At 37.1% G+C, this 16,840-nt stretch carries 19 protein-coding genes and 1 other annotated feature; of the genes, 17 read left to right on the top strand and 2 right to left on the bottom strand.

Annotated features, from left to right (window positions below; translation table 11 throughout):
* The first annotated feature begins 10 nt into the window (after window positions 1–10).
* From mreC to pheA, 14 genes are all read left to right on the top strand, one after another.
* Window positions 11–886: a rod shape-determining protein MreC gene (gene mreC / locus ACTNEP_RS06130; protein ID WP_441160866.1), complete on the top strand. Its 876-nt coding sequence runs from the start codon at window positions 11–13 to the stop codon at window positions 884–886.
* Window positions 883–1,422, top strand: coding sequence for a rod shape-determining protein MreD (gene mreD / locus ACTNEP_RS06125; RefSeq protein ID WP_441160865.1), 540 nt, complete (start codon window positions 883–885; stop codon window positions 1,420–1,422). Before mreC ends, mreD begins: the two co-directional genes overlap by 4 nt.
* Before the next feature lie 36 nt (window positions 1,423–1,458).
* A complete protein-coding gene (gene minC / locus ACTNEP_RS06120) occupies window positions 1,459–2,142 on the top strand; it encodes a septum site-determining protein MinC (protein WP_441160864.1) in 684 nt (227 codons plus the stop codon).
* Complete coding sequence (gene minD / locus ACTNEP_RS06115; RefSeq protein ID WP_441160863.1) at window positions 2,135–2,932, top strand: septum site-determining protein MinD; 798 nt, start codon at window positions 2,135–2,137, stop codon at window positions 2,930–2,932. Before minC ends, minD begins: the two co-directional genes overlap by 8 nt.
* A gap of 429 nt (window positions 2,933–3,361) precedes the next feature.
* A complete protein-coding gene (locus ACTNEP_RS06110) occupies window positions 3,362–4,138 on the top strand; it encodes a peptidoglycan DD-metalloendopeptidase family protein (RefSeq protein ID WP_441160862.1) in 777 nt (258 codons plus the stop codon).
* Window positions 4,125–4,979, top strand: a complete 855-nt coding sequence (locus tag ACTNEP_RS06105; protein ID WP_441160861.1) for a site-2 protease family protein — start codon at window positions 4,125–4,127, stop codon at window positions 4,977–4,979. The genes ACTNEP_RS06110 and ACTNEP_RS06105 overlap by 14 nt, the downstream gene beginning before the upstream one ends.
* A 19-nt stretch (window positions 4,980–4,998) precedes the next feature.
* A complete protein-coding gene (locus tag ACTNEP_RS06100) occupies window positions 4,999–6,447 on the top strand; it encodes a ribonuclease E/G (protein WP_441160860.1) in 1,449 nt (482 codons plus the stop codon).
* Window positions 6,448–6,482: 35 nt separating this feature from the next.
* Window positions 6,483–6,557, top strand: a sequence feature (ribosomal protein L21 leader region).
* A gap of 14 nt (window positions 6,558–6,571) precedes the next feature.
* Complete coding sequence (rplU, locus tag ACTNEP_RS06095) at window positions 6,572–6,880, top strand: 50S ribosomal protein L21 (protein WP_441160859.1); 309 nt, start codon at window positions 6,572–6,574, stop codon at window positions 6,878–6,880.
* 11 nt (window positions 6,881–6,891) lie between these two features.
* Entirely contained in the window at window positions 6,892–7,224 is a 333-nt protein-coding gene (locus ACTNEP_RS06090) for a ribosomal-processing cysteine protease Prp (protein WP_441160858.1), read from the top strand.
* Window positions 7,225–7,238: 14 nt separating this feature from the next.
* A complete protein-coding gene (gene rpmA, locus ACTNEP_RS06085; protein ID WP_441160856.1) occupies window positions 7,239–7,517 on the top strand; it encodes a 50S ribosomal protein L27 in 279 nt (92 codons plus the stop codon).
* Window positions 7,518–7,875: 358 nt separating this feature from the next.
* Window positions 7,876–8,388: a Spo0B domain-containing protein gene (locus tag ACTNEP_RS06080; protein WP_441160855.1), complete on the top strand. Its 513-nt coding sequence runs from the start codon at window positions 7,876–7,878 to the stop codon at window positions 8,386–8,388.
* A gap of 19 nt (window positions 8,389–8,407) precedes the next feature.
* Window positions 8,408–9,688 carry a GTPase ObgE gene (gene obgE, locus ACTNEP_RS06075; RefSeq protein WP_441160854.1) on the top strand — a complete coding sequence of 427 codons (1,281 nt, stop codon included), beginning with the start codon at window positions 8,408–8,410 and terminating at the stop codon, window positions 9,686–9,688.
* A gap of 136 nt (window positions 9,689–9,824) precedes the next feature.
* Window positions 9,825–10,277, top strand: coding sequence for an ACT domain-containing protein (locus ACTNEP_RS06070; protein ID WP_441160853.1), 453 nt, complete (start codon window positions 9,825–9,827; stop codon window positions 10,275–10,277).
* A gap of 19 nt (window positions 10,278–10,296) precedes the next feature.
* The gene (pheA, locus tag ACTNEP_RS06065; RefSeq protein ID WP_441160852.1) at window positions 10,297–11,178 is read left to right on the top strand and encodes a prephenate dehydratase; all 882 of its coding nucleotides are present in this window, start codon (window positions 10,297–10,299) and stop codon (window positions 11,176–11,178) included.
* 38 nt (window positions 11,179–11,216) lie between these two features.
* Here pheA and ACTNEP_RS06060 read toward each other — a convergent pair whose 3' ends face one another.
* Both ACTNEP_RS06060 and ACTNEP_RS06055 read right to left on the bottom strand, forming a co-directional pair.
* Window positions 11,217–11,750: a transcription repressor NadR gene (locus ACTNEP_RS06060; RefSeq protein WP_441160851.1), complete on the bottom strand. Its 534-nt coding sequence runs from the start codon at window positions 11,748–11,750 to the stop codon at window positions 11,217–11,219.
* Window positions 11,728–12,897, bottom strand: coding sequence for an IscS subfamily cysteine desulfurase (locus ACTNEP_RS06055; protein ID WP_441160850.1), 1,170 nt, complete (start codon window positions 12,895–12,897; stop codon window positions 11,728–11,730). The genes ACTNEP_RS06060 and ACTNEP_RS06055 overlap by 23 nt, the downstream gene beginning before the upstream one ends.
* Window positions 12,898–12,988: 91 nt before the next feature.
* On the opposite strand from ACTNEP_RS06055, the gene nadB reads away from it, so the two are divergent.
* Genes nadB through nadA form a run of 3 tightly spaced genes read left to right on the top strand, consistent with a single transcriptional unit; the run spans window position 12,989 to window position 16,469 of the window.
* On the top strand, window positions 12,989–14,527 hold the full coding sequence (gene nadB, locus ACTNEP_RS06050) for an L-aspartate oxidase (protein ID WP_441160849.1): 1,539 nt from the start codon (window positions 12,989–12,991) through the stop codon (window positions 14,525–14,527).
* Entirely contained in the window at window positions 14,524–15,369 is an 846-nt protein-coding gene (gene nadC, locus ACTNEP_RS06045; protein ID WP_441160848.1) for a carboxylating nicotinate-nucleotide diphosphorylase, read from the top strand. Before nadB ends, nadC begins: the two co-directional genes overlap by 4 nt.
* On the top strand, window positions 15,366–16,469 hold the full coding sequence (nadA, locus tag ACTNEP_RS06040) for a quinolinate synthase NadA (RefSeq protein WP_441160846.1): 1,104 nt from the start codon (window positions 15,366–15,368) through the stop codon (window positions 16,467–16,469). Before nadC ends, nadA begins: the two co-directional genes overlap by 4 nt.
* Window positions 16,470–16,840 lie beyond the last annotated feature (371 nt).

The raw sequence follows: 16,840 nt of genomic DNA, 5'->3' as shown, positions 1-16,840 counted from the left end.
AGGTGTTATGATGTTTTATAAAAAAAGAAGACTGTTTATTTTAATGATTTCGTTAATCATCATTGTTGGTTTGATTGGTTTTTCGCTAAGAGACCGAACAGACCTGACAATAATGGAGGATTTTGTTCATGATAGTGTTGGGTGGGCGCAAGAAGTAATTAATATGCCGATTGCGTTCACCACCGGCGTTGCAAATAATATAAAAGAAATCCGAAATGTATATAGAGAGAATCAACAATTAAAAGCAAGCTTAGATGAGATTAGACAGTTAGAATATGAAAATCAAGAACTTACGAAAGAAATTGATGAACTAAAAGAGCTACTTGATAAATCAGAGTCTGATTTCCTTCAAAATTTCGAAGCAATTCAGGCATCTGTTATTGCTAGAAGCAAGGATCAATGGTTTAAGCAAATTACAATTAATAAAGGCACACAGCATGGTGTAGAGCCTAATATGTCAGTCATAACTGGAAAAGGAATGATCGGTAAAGTACAAACTGCCTCTCCTTTTACATCAACTGTGTTATTACTGAATGGTTTCGATCGTACTAATAGAATCTCAGTTAATGTATATGATCAAGATTCTGAAACGGATAATTCAGGATTCATTGTCGGCTATGATGAAGAAACAGAGTTATTATTGTTAGAAATGAACGAAAATAACCGAGACTTAGAAGAAGGTCAATATGTGTTTTCTTCAGGACTTGGTGGTATTTTCCCTAAAGGTCTAGAGATTGGCGAAGTGGTAGATGTAGAAGCTGATCGTTATGAACTAACAAGTATAGCACACGTACGTCCATCAGCTGACTTAGATACGCTAAACCATGTCATCGTCATTGATCGTTCAATGGCAACTGTAGAGCAAAATGAGGAGGATGAGTCATGAAACGGATGATCCCTTTTCTTATTGCTCTCATCTGCTTTATATTGGTAATACTGGAAGGAACATTAGCAAATCTTAGCCTTCCATTTGTAAAAGATGAATGGATCATTGTGTCCCATTTGCTTTTTTTGTTTTTAGTATATGTCACCCTTTTTTTTGAAAAAGATACTACATACTATGCCATTGCACTGTCAATCATATTTAGTTTTATTATTGATATTGTCTATACAGATGTAATTGGTGTGTACGTTTTTGCTTATACCGCAGTGTTATATGCAGTTAGAGTATTAATGAAACTTTTACAATCGAATTTTTTAATTGCTTCAATACTAACAATTCTAGGGGTTGTTGCTACAGACATTTTCATCTTTTTCCTTTATAATATTATTCAAGTACATGATTACAGTTGGGAACTATATTGGCGTTACCGGTTAATCCCAACAACTATATGGAATGTGATATTTGGTTTGCTCTTTTATCTTATCTTTGCAAAGAAATTAATAAAATGGTCGTACATCAAATTTGAACGACCGGATTGATAGTGGTTAGTGAATGTTTTAAGGGGTTGAATAGAAGTGGCATCAAATAAATGGATTACAATTAAGGGAACAAGAGATGGTCTAACCCTTTTTATGAATGATCAGTGTGCATGGAAAGAACTGCTAGATGAATTAGAAGAAATTCTTTCCACTAAACATATGGCAACAGATGAACCATTAATTACGGTGAATATTGAATTAGAGAACCGCTATATTACAACAGAGCAGGAACAAATTTTGAGACAAGCCATTCGTAAGCATAATAAGTTAGTGGTCGATAAAATTGCTTCAAACGTAATTTTAAAAGAAGATGCGTTAAAATGGAAAGAAGAAACAGATGTTAATTTGCATAATAAGATCATTCGTTCTGGACAAGTTCTAGAGATTAATGGCGACTTATTACTAGTAGGCGACGTGAATCCTGGGGGTAAAATTGTAGCTACTGGTAATATTTTTGTTCTAGGTAATTTAAGAGGTATTGCACATGCAGGTGTTAAAGGTAATAGAGATGCTATCATAGCAGCTGCTAATATGGCCCCTAGCCAATTACGGATAGCGGAAGTAATTAGCAGGTCACCAGATGCAGAATCGGAAGGTGTTCCTATGGAATGTGGCTTTATTGATGCAAAGGGTGAACAAATCGTCATGGATCGTATAAGTTCCATCGCAAGAACACGGCCTGACTTAAATGCTTTTGAAAGGAGAGTTTTGAATGGGTGAAGCGATTGTTATTACTTCTGGTAAAGGTGGTGTCGGTAAAACGACAACTACAGCTAATCTTGGAACTTCCTTAGCATTACTGGATAAGAAAGTATGTTTAATAGATACTGATATAGGCCTTAGAAATTTAGATGTTATTATGGGTTTGGAAAATCGTATTATTTATGATATCGTCGATGTGTTGGAAAAAAGATGTAAAATCTCTCAGGCATTGATTAAAGACAAAAGATTTGACTGTTTATATCTACTTCCCGCAGCACAAACTAGTGATAAGTCCGCACTGACTCCTGAAGGCATGGTTGAAATTATAGAAGAATTGAAGCCGGATTACGATTACATACTTATTGATTGCCCAGCAGGCATTGAGCAAGGTTATCGTAATGCTGTGGCAGGTGCAGATAAATCGATTGTGGTGACAACTCCTGAGAAATCAAGTGTAAGGGATGCGGATCGTATTATTGGTTTATTAGAACAAGAAGATATAGAGCCTCCTCATTTAGTCATTAATCGTATTCGGAATCATATGGTGAAAAATGGAGACATGCTGGATGTAGATGAGATAGTGCAAGTATTGTCAATCGATTTATTAGGTATTGTAGCTGATGATGATGATGTGATTAAAGCATCTAATCATGGTGAGCCTGTTGCCTTTCAACCAAATACTAGGGCATCTATCGCTTATCGCAATATTGCAAGAAGAATATTAGGTGAATCGGTACCATTATTATCGTTGGAAGAGAAAGTAACATTCTTAGACAAAGTAAAAAAAGCTTTTGGCATAAAAAAATAATTAATCAAAAATGAAGCTGTGACAACAGAAATTTATAATCAAACAAATCCAAACGATTTTCAAATAGACCTTGAAATCGTTTGGATTTTTCCTATTTAGTAGGAATATACTATGCACTAACTTATGTTGCTTTGTAGTAATTTTTGAGAGGCTATAGTTGCGTGACAATCGCTCCGGCTGTCCACTTTCCTTTCCACGGTTTTTCTCCTCAGCTAATTTTGATAAGTAAAAAAACTTACCACAGTGGATCTTCGGTTACAAACGTCCCGTAGGAGTGAAAGCGGCCCCCCTACGCTATGAAAGGTGTTCCTCACTATTTACTACAGCATAGTTAAGAAACTTAAAGAGAAGAATTTTTCGTTCCTTTTTTCATAATCTGATGGTTGTCCACATATATTGTACAAACGTTGGAAAAAGGAATGGATGCTGATGAAAAAAGATAATCTATCACAAATACGTCAAAATATTACGAAAAGAAAGAAGTCTCAAAAGAAAATTAACTTATCTCGTACACCAAAAGTGAAACATCACAGTTATTTAAATCAAGCTTATTTGGAAGATGAAGAACGCCATGGATATTCGCCAACTGCAGGAGGCTATCCTCATAAAAGCGATCAACCATATCTACAACCATTTCTCGTTAAAGGTATGGTTGCTGCCATTATTTTTTTTGTTACAGTATTCTCCATGGCTTCTAATCAGAAATGGCTTGAGCAACCAAGAAATTGGGTCAGCTATGCAATGACCGAAGAATTTCCTTTTGCAAGTGTAAATGCATGGTACCAAGCTAGGTTTGGTGCCCCCTTTGCAATAGAAGCCGACCTTAGTAGTCAAGAGGAGATAGAGCCGACTGCATTACCTGTCTCGGGTCAAATCAACCAGACTTTTCAAGAAAATGGTGAAGGTATATTAATCTCCTCTGCTGAAGAAACAGAGGTAATTGCTGTTGACGCAGGTACTGTTTTATTTGCCGGTAATGATCGTGGAACTGGTAAAACCGTGATTGTTCAGCACGCAGATCGCAGCAAGTCAATTTACGGTAATTTAACAAATATTGACGTTCATTCCTATCAATCAATTAGGGAAAATCAAAAAATTGGAAGTTATGAACCATCTGAAACAAATACAGCAATGTATTTTGCAATTGAAAAAAACCGTGAATATTTAGATCCAATTCGGGTGATACATGTTGATGAACAACTTTAAATTACCGCCTATTCATATTCACCCAATACTATATTTCTTTTTACTCGTTGCTATTGTTACTGGTATGTTGCTTGAATTTTTTATCATTTTTTTCATCGTTTCTATTCATGAATTGGGACATTATATTAGCGCGCGCGTTTTCAGGTGGCGAATTCGGCGCATTTTTTTGTGGGTTTTTGGTGGGGTAATGGAAACAGATGAGTATGGGACAAGGCCGATACGTGAAGAATTTCTAGTAACGATTGCTGGTCCGTTCCAACACATAGTTATCTATATGGTTATTTACCTGCTTGAAATTAGTGCCTTGTTGCCTGAATCAACCTTGCTGCTTGCCTATCAATATAACACATTTATACTGCTGGGAAATTTATTACCGATATGGCCACTTGATGGTGGAAAGCTTATCCAGTTATGTTTAGAATCGTTTTTTTCTTTTCAAACTTCTCATAAATGGACGATTATCATATCAGTAGTAACAGTTGTTTCTCTGAGTATCTATGTTTATAGTCAAGCATTGTTTTCTTTGAGTTTTGTACTACTTATGATTTTTTTAATTTGGGAAAATAGATTAGAATGGAAACGAAGGTATTTTAAATGGTGGCGGTTTTTATGGACTCGATATAGTAAGAGTGTTAATTATAGGAAACAAATAGAGATTGAAGTCCCTGCTTCCATTAGTTTATTGGAGCTGTTTCGTTTATTTAAAAGAGATACGTATCATCGTATCAAAGTATATGATCAATATGGAAGAACATATTGGTTATCAGAACGTGACTGTTTAAGAAGCTATTTTGATCAGAAAAAAATCCACTCGAGTGTGGGCCATTTACTTACTGGATAAGGATAGAAAGAGGATTAAGATGAAGAAGTTACATTTTTACACTAGATACTCGGAAAAAATTGGACTGTTATTTGATGATAAGGAATGTATGGATATATTTGTAGATCGACCATCCAAAGATGCCCATCTAGGATCGATCTATAAAGGGAAAGTACGAAATGTTGACGAAAGTATTGAAGCAGCATTTATTGATATTGGGGAACAGAAGGTAGGTTTTCTACCCAAAAATGAAGTCCCATTTATTAGTAAAAATGAAAAGCTAGCGTCTTATTTGACTGATGGGGCAAGTATTATCGTCCAAGTCATTAAAGAGTCCTATCAGGATAAAGGGCCACGACTAACTGCAAATATAACGATTAGCGGGCAACGAATCATTTATTTGCCAAATGGTGATTATATAGCAAGTTCTAAAAAACTATCTGAGACAGTAACAGAGAAATGGAAGAGGTTCCTTTCCGATCAATTAATGGATAATGAAGGAGTTATATTGCGAACAGAGATAGCAAACGCTGGAGTAGAAGAGGTACGAAGTGAACTAGATGCTAGTCGAAGACAATGGCAACAATTGCAACGAGAAGCGTCACAAAATAAATCGCCCTATTTCCTTTTTAAATATCCAATGGTTCCTGATCAAATGTTAAATCAATATCAAAAAGAATTGTTCGATGATATTACGTTTGATGAGCCTCAAGCCTTTCAAAAAATGAAGGTAACTTTTCCACATTTAGCAGATAAGATGAGAGTGAGGAAAGATGCTAATCAGATGGAAGGTAAAGATGTGAACAGATGGTTAACAGAAGCTATTCAGCCGGTGGTTCGTAAGCAGGACGGCATTACGCTTACGGTAGAACAAACAGAAACTTTAACAGTGATCGATATTGACAGTAGTCGGTTTAAAAGTCGACAGGCCAAACAGGAAACAATGTTTCGTATTAATCAAAGGTCAATAAAATATTGCGTGGAAGAACTTCGCAAACGGAATATTTCAGGGATTATACTCATTGATTTTTTGAAGATGGCTAAAAAAGAAGAAGCAGTCATTATAAAAGAAATGAAGAAGGCATTACAAAAAGATCCAATTCGAACAGAGGTTTTAGGTTTTACTCAGCTGGGGTTATTAGAAATGACGAGGAAAAGAGAAAGAACTGGACTATTAGAACATTTAACCGATAGAAGAGCAAGTAGAGAAGCAGTATTATCAGTAGAGACGATTGGATATCAACTGGAACGTGAATTGCTGGAATGGAGCCGGAATACGGAATGTTTATTGCTTGCACTTCATCCAGACCTGTATTCCTTTATTAAAGAAACGCTTCATGATAATTGGCTATCAACCGTCCATATCGAGTTGTATTATTATACAGATAAATCGGTTCCTTATTACCGGGTAATCCGTTCCGGCAGTAGGGAATTAATTGAACAGTATATGGGAGATAAGAAGGAAATAGTCATTGACAAGATGCTGTAAAATGTGATAAGATCGTTTTGTTGTTTATGTAGCACCCGTTGCTACAACCGCACAGAACAGGTTTTAAAAGCTTATGTAAGCTTACCTGTATGGCGAGTCTGAGTCATATGAGGAGGTGCAGAGAATGTACGCTATTATTGAAACTGGTGGAAAACAAGTAAAAGTCGAAGAAGGTCAATCAATTTTTATAGAAAAACTAGCAGCTGAGGCTGGTGAATCTGTAACATTTGATAAAGTACTTGCAGTAGGTGGAGACGAAGCTAAATTTGGTACTCCATATGTTGACGGAGCTTCTGTAACTGCGAAAGTAGAAAAGCAAGGACGTCAAAAGAAAATCACTGTATTTAAGTACAAGCCAAAGAAAAACTATTCACGTAAACAAGGTCACCGTCAGCCATACACAAAAGTTACTATTGAAAAAATCAATGCGTAAGGTTTGTTTGTATGATTAACGTGACAATTGAACGTGAAGAATCGTATATTAAATCATTTACACTGACTGGACATGCGGGAAGTGGTCCACATGGGCATGATTTAGTTTGTGCCGCTGTATCTGCGATCTCTTTCGGTTCTGTCAATGCAGTGTTTACGTTATGTGAGATTGATTTGGACATTGACCAGGCCGGTGATGAGGGCGGTTATCTGAAAGTCACTATTCCTCATTCATTAGATGATCAACTGTTAGATAAAGTATCATTACTATTGGAAGGTATGGTGGTCTCTCTACGAACCGTTGAGCGGGATTATGGTCAGTATATATCCATCTCTGAAAAATAAGGAGGTGCAATAACATGCTACGTCTAGATTTACAGTTTTTCGCAACGAAAAAAGGTGTAGGTAGTACGAAAAACGGTCGTGACTCTGAGTCTAAACGTTTAGGTGCTAAACGTGCAGACGGTCAATTCGTTTCAGGTGGTTCCATCCTTTATCGTCAACGCGGTACAAAAGTTTACCCAGGTGTAAACGTAGGCCGTGGTGGTGATGACACACTATATGCTAAAGCAGACGGTGTCGTTAAATTCGAACGCCTAGGACGCGATCGTAAAAAAGTTAGTGTATATCCTGCATAAGGAAATAAAAAGGCTCTAATCTTTTAAGGTTAGAGCCTTTTCTTTTGAAGTTATAACGGCAAAAATAGATAAACTTCGAACTGATTTTGGAGATTTGCTTAATTCCATTAAGACGGAGTGGAGTATACATCTGGTGCTACGGACACCTGAGGCCATGCATGTGTTAAGCGAGGTATCTTATCATAGCGGTATGCGGGATTACCCAAAATAAGATTGGAAGAGAGTCATATCCTGAACAGTTGTTGTTAGTTCGCAGTAGTTGTCTATTTGTAATGGCTTTAATAGATATAAACGACATATGGATGAATCTTCTGTATTTCTATGCTATAATTTGCTTATTGTGTGAGGGGTGAACGTGTTGAAAGAACAAGATGTAGTCGAAATGTTGAGACATTATCGTCACGATTGGCTCAATGATCTGCAATTAATTTTGGGCTATGCTCAAATGGGGAAATTAGATAAAATACAAAGTAAAATAAACGAAGTCATAGAAAGATCCAATCAGGAAAGGGGTTTGGATCGATTAAATATACCGAAAACAATGGTTTGGTTATATCAGTTGAATTGGCGTTCTGAAACATTTCAGCTTCATTTTCAGTCATTTGTTGACAACCAACCAGTGATTATTGATGATGAAGCATTACTTGCAAAAATACAAAAAATATTTCAAATATTACCTTCTTATCAGAAGGAATATGAAGAATATATAGGTACGCTTATTTTTAAAAAAGTGAATCATACTATACATATTCACTTAACATTTGATTTAAATTGGATGGAGATTGATACACTTAAAGAAAACTTAGAAGCTTTATCCTTTATTGAAAGTGTAGCAACGGAAGATCTATTACGAATAGAGTGGTATGAATAACGAAAGAAGGTGAGACAACATGTTTGTCGATCAGGTCAAAGTATATGTGAAAGCCGGTGACGGAGGTAACGGTATTGTTGCGTTCAGACGTGAGATATATGTCCCAATGGGAGGCCCTGCAGGTGGTGATGGGGGAAATGGTGGAGATGTTATCTTTGAAGTAGACGAAGGTTTAAACACGCTAATGGATTTTCGCTATAATAAGCACTTTAAAGCAAAACGCGGTGAAAATGGTATGGGGAAAGGGATGCATGGAAAAAATGCAGAACCATTAGTATTAGCAGTTCCACCAGGTACCACAGTAAGAGATGTCAATACAGGTGAAGTACTTGCCGATTTGATAGAACATAAACAACGAGCGGTCATAGCGAAAGGTGGCCGTGGTGGCAGGGGGAATATCCGATTTGCATCAGCAAGAAATCCTGCACCAGAAATTGCAGAAAACGGCGAGCCAGGTGTAGAACGTGACATCCAAATTGAATTAAAATTAATTGCAGATGTCGGTTTAGTAGGATTCCCAAGCGTTGGAAAGTCTACACTGTTATCTACTGTTAGTGCTGCAAGGCCGAAAATAGCTGATTATCATTTTACGACCTTACAACCTAATTTAGGTGTTGTCGATACAGCAGATCAACGCAGTTTTGTCTTGGCAGATTTACCAGGTTTAATCGAAGGTGCACATCAAGGTGTTGGGCTTGGTCATCAATTTTTGCGACATGTAGAACGTACACGTGTTATTTTACATGTATTGGATATGGCAGCAACAGAAGGAAGAGATCCTTACGAAGATTTTATTACCATTAATAAAGAATTGGAGCAATATGATCCAACATTACTAGAGCGACCGATGATGATCGTTGCGAACAAAATGGATGTACCTGAAGCAGAAGAACAGTTAGCCTTCTTTAAAGAACAATTAGAAGAGGACTATCCAATCTACCCGATTTCAACAGTTACCAAAGAAGGAATTCGAGATTTATTATTTGCCGTAGCGAATAAACTTGATGAAATTCCGAAAAATTATAAACCACTTGAAGATAGTGAGGACCGGGTTATTTACCGATTTACAAAGGAGGAGAAAGCCTTCTCAATCACCCGAGATCCTGATGGCGCCTTTGTTCTATATGGTCAAAAAATCGAGAAGTTATTTAAAATGACTGACTTCAATCGTGACGAATCAGTGCAACGCTTTTCAAGACAGTTGCGTGCAATGGGGGTAGATGATGCACTAAGAGAACGTGGGGCAAAAGATGGAGATACAGTCCGACTGCTTGATTATGAATTCGAGTTTATGGAATAATTGTTAATATGCGTAGTAGCAAGACCATCCGGTGACTAGAAAGATTTAAACTTATCGCCAAGTGCCTTTGGGAAAGGATTCATACTATAATCCATATAATTTTATTTTTTCCTATCGTATAAAAAGGGGAATGTGGATGTCTGCGAAAAATGAAAAATTCTATCTGGTAAGTGAAGCTTTTTTACCGGATGGGATGAAAAAAACCTTAGAAGCAAAAAAATTATTAGAAACCCATAAAGTTGATTCTATTCATGAGGCAACACGTCAGGTCGGCCTGTCTCGAAGTGTCTTTTACAAATATCGTGATGCTGTGTTTCCGTTTCAACATATGGTAAAAGAGCAGATGATCACACTGTTTTTTCATTTGGAGGATCAAACAGGTGTATTGTCCCAGTTATTATCAGTTGTCGCACAGGCCGGATGTAATATATTAACCATTCATCAGACAATACCAATTCAAGGAAAAGCCAACGTAACCTTATCTTTAAATACGAATGGAATGATAATCGAGATTGATCAGCTTTTACATCAATTAAAACAGATTGAATTTGTTAATCAGGTAGAAATATTAAGTTCAGGTGTTTCATAACATAGGGGGAGCAAGCTATATGAAGGAAACAATCGGTTATTTAGGACCAAAGGGAACTTTCACTAAAATTGCTGTAGATACCATGTTTAATGGAGAAGTTAAAAAAGCATATAACACAATCCCAGAATGTATTGATGCGGTAGTTCATAATGAAGTAACATATGCTGTTTTACCTTTGGAAAATGCAATTGAAGGTACTGTTAACATAACATTAGACTATTTAATTCAAGCGGAGGATGTCAACATTGTAAGTGAAGTGATTGTACCTATTCGTCAGCATTTGATGGTGCATCCTGATAATGTTGATAAAAGAACAGCAATAGAAGGTGTTTATTCTCATTCCCATGCTATTGCACAATGTCATAGCTTTTTACGTAAGGAATTAGCAAACGTACCTACACATTCTGTGACTTCAACTGGTGCAGCAGCAGCATTTGTCAGTGAACACCCAGAGCAAAATATTGCAGCAATTGCTAATCATCTAGCTGCAAAAGAATATGGTTTATCAATTGTAAAAAAAGATATCCATGATTTTCATAATAATCATACGCGTTTTGTAGTGTTGCATAAAAAACAAACAGAATTAACTTCTAATAAACTGGAGGAAAAAGGCTATAAAACCACAATAACAGTCACTCTACCATCTGATCAGCCTGGAGCGTTGCATCAAGTACTTTCTGCATTTGCATGGCGTAATTTGAACTTATCAAAAATTGAGTCACGTCCAATGAAAACGGGGCTCGGAAATTACTATTTCTTGATTGACATTGAGCAAAAAATGGATGACGTTCTCATTCCAAATGCTATGACTGAAATAGAATCTCTAGGTTGTAAAGTATCATTACTAGGAAGTTATCCGTATTACGTACACAGTGGAAATGGCGTAACGCTTGCGGTATAATCGCAAGCGTTTTGCTTTTATCTTAGTACTTTTTAATACTATTGTTCGACTATAAACCCTTTAACCTTTAACGCTTCATAAGCTTGATCCAGTTTCCATTCATCAGTAGCAGCAATCGTGTGATTATGGATGCCTCCTGTTAGTTCCAGTAAATATGGCGCGTTCTTCTCTTGAATTTTGTGAACAAACTGGTCAGCATCAGCTCGACTGCTTACCATCAAGGATGCTTTCAAATCACCATAAATAGGGTGCTCAATGATAACATCCTCTACTGTTACCCCGTGATCTACTATCGTGTATAATTCTTCCTTTGTTTCTTTGCCATGATGTTTACAAGCTATTACACGTCGGAATTCTGTTTTTGTATTATCTGCTCTCATATATAAATAGCCATTACTTGTAGCGATAATTGGGTGGTTGTGCGCCTTTAGCAAGGATATATCCTGAACTATTACTTGCCGACTTACATTCGCTTTCTCAGCCAGCTCCGTTCCTGTTAAAGGTGTATTACTTTCTTGTAGCCAGGTTAGGAGACTATCACGCCTGGCTTTACCAGTTAATTTTTTCTTCATAGCTTTGTCTCTCCCTTTTCAATTGGTTAAATATGATGTTCGATGCTTCCACTATTTTATTAATATCTTTTTCCGTAGTGTGATGACTAAAAGAAAACCGCACAAATCGTTTACTTTCTTCAAATTCACGAATAAACGGTTGAATGGATCTTGGAAATTCTGTGGCCCCAATACTACAAGCACTTCCAGTTGAAATAGCTATGCCATGTCGATTATATTCTAGCATGACATAGTCACCTTGTACAAAATCACTAATACAACCGATAATACTTGGACATTGGTTATCAGTGACAATTGGCTGTAAGGGAATGTCATGAGCACTTAATTTGTGAATAAAAAGGTTTCGTATGTACTGTAAGTGTTCTTGGTTGGTTGTAATATGTTTTACACATTCTGAAGCTGCTGCAGCAAATGCAGCTATCCCAGGAACATTCACTGTCCCAGGTCTTAATCCATACTCGTGATTAGTGGAAACAGGATGTGGTGTTAATGTTAAACTTTTCGAAAAATAAATTGCGCCAACTCCTTTAGGGCCAAAAACTTTATGACTCGAAATTGTGATACAGTCAATAAATGGTAGCAGATGCTGTATATCTATTTTACCAAAAGCTTGAACCATATCACTATGAAAAGGTATATGGTGCTCCTGTAATAACTCCCCAATTTCTTTTACCGGCTGGATCACGCCGGTTTCATTATTAACATGCTGAATAGATACAAGGCAAGTGTTAGGCTGGATTGACTTTTCGAGATCTGAAAGGTCGATTTGTCCATTGGAATTGACTGATAAAAAAGTTACCTCGAAATCAGCTTGATTTGCTAACTCTTTAAGATAGTAATAGAGTGAACTGTGTTCTACTTCCGTTGTAATGATATGCTTGTTTCCTTTTATGTTACTAGCTCTTAATAGGGTATCAATAGCTAACAGGTTACTTTCCGTTCCTCCACTAGTAAATACAATTTGGCTTGCTTCCGTATGTAGAAATGTTGCCATCATTTCTCTTGCACTTTCTAATATATCTTTTGCTTTCCCGCCTATATCGTGCAAGCTACTAGTATTTCCAAAATAATCGCTCGCCACATTTCGATATACGTCCAACGCTAAATTTGACATGGGAGTGGTCGCAGCATAATCACAATAAACCATCGAATCAACCTTTCTTATAAAAAGTACTTGTCATATCACTTATTATATGTAAAGATATCTGTAAAGACAAATGTAAAGTGTGGTGTTGTATTTGCAACGACAAAAAATTGTCATTATTGGATCAGGCCTTTCCGCTTATGTGTTAGCGAGTAAATTATGGCGATATGCTGAGGTCACCATTCTTACCAAGAACTCAACACAAGATAGTAACTCTATCCGTGCCCAAGGAGGAATAGCAGCTGTTATTTCTCCAAAGGATCAATGGCAATTTCATGTAGATGATACATTAAAAGCGGGCGCCTTCCATAATCACCGAATTGCCGTCGAAATATTGGTAAAGGAAGGGCAAAAAGTAGTAAGAGGTCTTCTGGGCCAAGGTTTTCCAGCTGATCGTGATCAACATGGTGCACTTATGTTAGGACGTGAAGGGGCCCATAGTGAGCGAAGAATTGTTCATGCAGGTGGTGATCAAACTGGTAAATACTTGATTAACTTTTATCAAAACTATCTAAAAGGGAAAATCACTATTAAAGAAGGGCATCTTGCCGTAGGTTGTATAGTCGAAGGAGGAGAATGTAAAGGGATCACTACTATTGATCAACAAGATCAATACCACCATTTCTCTGCAGATCATACAGTTTTGGCAACAGGAGGATTTGGTAGTCTTTATGAAAATACTTCCAACGATCCAAGTACTACTGGTGACGGGATAGCAATAGCTTATCGTGCTGGTGCTCATGTATCTGACCTTGAATTTGTTCAATTTCACCCGACAATGCTGGCAACACAGACTAGTTACAACGATTTGATTTCAGAGGCAGTTCGGGGAGAAGGCGCGATTCTCGTGGATCAGAACTACAGGGAGATTATGAAAGGTGTTCATCCATTGGAAAATCTTGCTCCTCGGGACATTATAGCTCGGGTCATGATGACCGAGTTAACAAAAGGGAATCAAATATATTTAGATATTAGTAATATCAAAAACTTTCAGACTACATTTCCTTTTATTACGTCTATATGTGAAAGGGATAACATAGATCTGAAGCAAGGAATGATTCCAGTAAAGCCAGGTGCGCACTTTTCGATGGGTGGTGTAGAAACAGACTTATTGGGAAGGACAAATATTCCTAGACTATATGCGATTGGTGAAGTAGCTTGTACACATGTACATGGAGCAAATCGACTAGCGAGTAACTCATTATTAGAGGGAATGGTTTTTGCCACAAGGTTAGCAGAATATTTAAAAGAACAATCATGCCTTACCTTTTACAAAATTCCAGAGCGACAACCATTTCCAATAGCAATACGACAGCCGGATTTAAAGCAATTACGTAAAAAAATGACAGATAATGTAGGGATTAATAGAGATGAAAAAGGATTAAAAACAATGCTGGATTGGTTAGGGGAATTTACGATTCTTTCGGAAGAGGATTTAAGTACTTATCGTTTATCACATAATCAAGTTCAGCTACAGCACCATCTACTAGTAGCCCTGCTCGTCACTAAAGCAGCGAGCAAACGAACAGAAAGTAGAGGAGCTCATTATCGAATCGACTATCCAAATGAAAGCTCCTATTGGAAAAATAAATCTATTACCTTTCAATTAACAAAACAAGGAGTAAGTGTATGAACAAACTATATGTAAAGGAACAGTTAAAGCATTTTTTTCAGGAAGATATCAGAAGCGGAGATATAACAAGTAATTATATTTTCGATCAGACATGCCCTGATGGAATAGGAGAATTTATTGCAAAACAAGAAGGTGTTTTTGCAGGTGAAGTAATCTTAGAACAAGCTTATCAGCTATTTGATAAAAAAATAAAATTGGACCTCAACATAAAAGATGGTCAACAAGTAAAGCGAGGAGATGTCATTGCAAAAGTAACGGGCCCATATGCTATTTTATTAACTTCAGAGCGGGTTATTTTAAATCTTCTTCAACGATTAAGTGGTATTGCGACTATAACTGCTCAAACAATCCGTCAATTAGATAATGATCAGATACAAGTAACCGATACACGTAAAACGACACCAGGATTACGTATGTTGGAAAAATATGCTGTTCGTTGTGGTGGTGGAGTGAATCACCGTTTTGGACTTGATGATGCGGTGATGTTAAAGGACAACCACATAGCAGCAGTAGGATCGATCACCGAAGCCGTCCATAAAATCAGAACAATGACAGGGCATATGGTAAAAATCGAAGTAGAAATCGAAAACAAACAGCAGTTACAAGAAGCGATTACTGCAGGTGTCGATGTTATTATGTTCGATAATATGTCACCGCTAGAAATAAAAGAGGTAATCGATCTAGTGCCGGATTACATCATGACAGAAGCTTCGGGGAATATCACAGTTGATAACATTCACCATTTTAAGAATACCAGTGTAAATGCGATTTCACTCGGGTTTATTACCCATTCAGCGCAAGCGTTAGATATTAGCTTTAACATTATGGGGGGAGCAAAATGAACCTAGCAACATTATTTACGGCACATCAACAATTGCCAGAAAAGTATCAGCATATGAGTAATGAAGAGATGTTGGAAAGAATAAAAAAGATTAAACAACAAATGGGCGAAGACTTATTTATTCCAGGTCATCACTATCAAAAGGATGAAGTAATCCAATTCGCTGATGCAAGTGGAGATTCATTGCAATTGGCCCAAGTTTCAGCTAAGCAAAAGGCGAAATATATTGTTTTTTGTGGTGTTCATTTTATGGCAGAAACAGCTGATATATTAACAGCTGACTATCAAAAAGTAATCTTGCCAGATATGCGTGCAGGTTGTTCAATGGCAGATATGGCAGATGATAAACAGACAGAGGAGGCATGGAGGGAATTAACGGTCCTGTTTGGGGATACTATTCTCCCTTTAACGTATGTTAATTCAACCGCAGCAATTAAAGCCTTTGTTGGACAACGTGGTGGAGCGACAGTTACCTCATCAAATGCGAAACAAATGGTACGATGGGCATTCGAACAAAAACAGCGTATACTATTTTTACCTGATCAGCATCTAGGACGAAACACTGCCGTAGAATTAGGCATCCCGTTAGAACAAATGGCAGTTTGGGACCCAGTTGCCAGAAAACTAGAATATGAGGGTGATTCAGAAGAACATCTACGTGTCATTTTATGGAAAGGACATTGTTCCGTACATGAAAATTTTACTACCAAAAATATCGAGCAAGTACGCAAAAATTATCCCAATATGCATATAATTGTTCATCCAGAATGCAAGTATGAGGTCGTGCAACAGGCAGATCTTGCCGGTTCAACGAAATATATTATCGAAACAATTGAAAAAGCACCAACAGGTAGCAAGTGGGCAATCGGTACCGAAATGAACTTAGTTAATCGCTTAATCCACAATCATCCAGATAAACAGATTATTTCACTCAATCCGTTTATGTGTCCGTGCTTAACGATGAATCGTATTGATTTACCCCATTTAACGTGGGCATTGGAAGAAGTAAGTGAAGGTAAAAATACTAATCAGATTAGTGTGTCCAACGAGATTGCCCGAGACGCAAAAAAAGCACTTAATCGAATGTTGCAAAAACGATAACTTAACAGCTGATCGGTCAGAAAAGTTAGTATTTATAATTTAGTTGATGGGTGAGCAAGCTGACTCGGGATAAATGGTTAGAACAAAACGAAATAGAGAGAATGAGGATCCGAAACAAGCTAAATCAGGCAAAATACGAAGGTTGCTGTGACCAACGCCGACACTTGATCATCCTGATCTTCGAAACTCACACGACCTGAAGATTGACTTTACCAAATGGGTTTGCAAAGTTAGCTAAAGCTGTACCTGGGGGAAGTGTAGTATATTGTTGAAACGGTGATTTTCAATGTTGATTTTCCCTTCTTCATAACTCTTTTGTCTCAACCTCTTCATTTTTAATCAACATTTTAGGCATTTTGCATATGTTGTTA

Origin of the sequence: Gracilibacillus sp. HCP3S3_G5_2, from assembly GCF_052063305.1 — a bacterium.
Taxonomy (GTDB): domain Bacteria; phylum Bacillota; class Bacilli; order Bacillales; family Amphibacillaceae; genus Gracilibacillus.
This window is presented reverse-complemented; position numbering and strand designations above follow the sequence as displayed.

What these genes read in the sequence shown, in the direction of transcription:
- mreC (WP_441160866.1), top strand. Translation starts at nt 11, where the DNA reads ATGTTTTATAAAAAAAGAAGACTGTTTATTTTAATGATTTCGTTAATC.
- mreD (WP_441160865.1), top strand. Translation starts at nt 883, where the DNA reads ATGAAACGGATGATCCCTTTTCTTATTGCTCTCATCTGCTTTATATTG.
- minD (WP_441160863.1), top strand. Translation starts at nt 2,135, where the DNA reads ATGGGTGAAGCGATTGTTATTACTTCTGGTAAAGGTGGTGTCGGTAAA.
- ACTNEP_RS06110 (WP_441160862.1), top strand. Translation starts at nt 3,362, where the DNA reads ATGAAAAAAGATAATCTATCACAAATACGTCAAAATATTACGAAAAGA.
- ACTNEP_RS06105 (WP_441160861.1), top strand. Translation starts at nt 4,125, where the DNA reads ATGAACAACTTTAAATTACCGCCTATTCATATTCACCCAATACTATAT.
- ACTNEP_RS06100 (WP_441160860.1), top strand. Translation starts at nt 4,999, where the DNA reads ATGAAGAAGTTACATTTTTACACTAGATACTCGGAAAAAATTGGACTG.
- rplU (WP_441160859.1), top strand. Translation starts at nt 6,572, where the DNA reads ATGTACGCTATTATTGAAACTGGTGGAAAACAAGTAAAAGTCGAAGAA.
- ACTNEP_RS06090 (WP_441160858.1), top strand. Translation starts at nt 6,892, where the DNA reads ATGATTAACGTGACAATTGAACGTGAAGAATCGTATATTAAATCATTT.
- rpmA (WP_441160856.1), top strand. Translation starts at nt 7,239, where the DNA reads ATGCTACGTCTAGATTTACAGTTTTTCGCAACGAAAAAAGGTGTAGGT.
- obgE (WP_441160854.1), top strand. Translation starts at nt 8,408, where the DNA reads ATGTTTGTCGATCAGGTCAAAGTATATGTGAAAGCCGGTGACGGAGGT.
- ACTNEP_RS06070 (WP_441160853.1), top strand. Translation starts at nt 9,825, where the DNA reads ATGTCTGCGAAAAATGAAAAATTCTATCTGGTAAGTGAAGCTTTTTTA.
- pheA (WP_441160852.1), top strand. Translation starts at nt 10,297, where the DNA reads ATGAAGGAAACAATCGGTTATTTAGGACCAAAGGGAACTTTCACTAAA.
- ACTNEP_RS06060 (WP_441160851.1), bottom strand. Translation starts at nt 11,750, where the DNA reads ATGAAGAAAAAATTAACTGGTAAAGCCAGGCGTGATAGTCTCCTAACC.
- ACTNEP_RS06055 (WP_441160850.1), bottom strand. Translation starts at nt 12,897, where the DNA reads ATGGTTTATTGTGATTATGCTGCGACCACTCCCATGTCAAATTTAGCG.
- nadC (WP_441160848.1), top strand. Translation starts at nt 14,524, where the DNA reads ATGAACAAACTATATGTAAAGGAACAGTTAAAGCATTTTTTTCAGGAA.
- nadA (WP_441160846.1), top strand. Translation starts at nt 15,366, where the DNA reads ATGAACCTAGCAACATTATTTACGGCACATCAACAATTGCCAGAAAAG.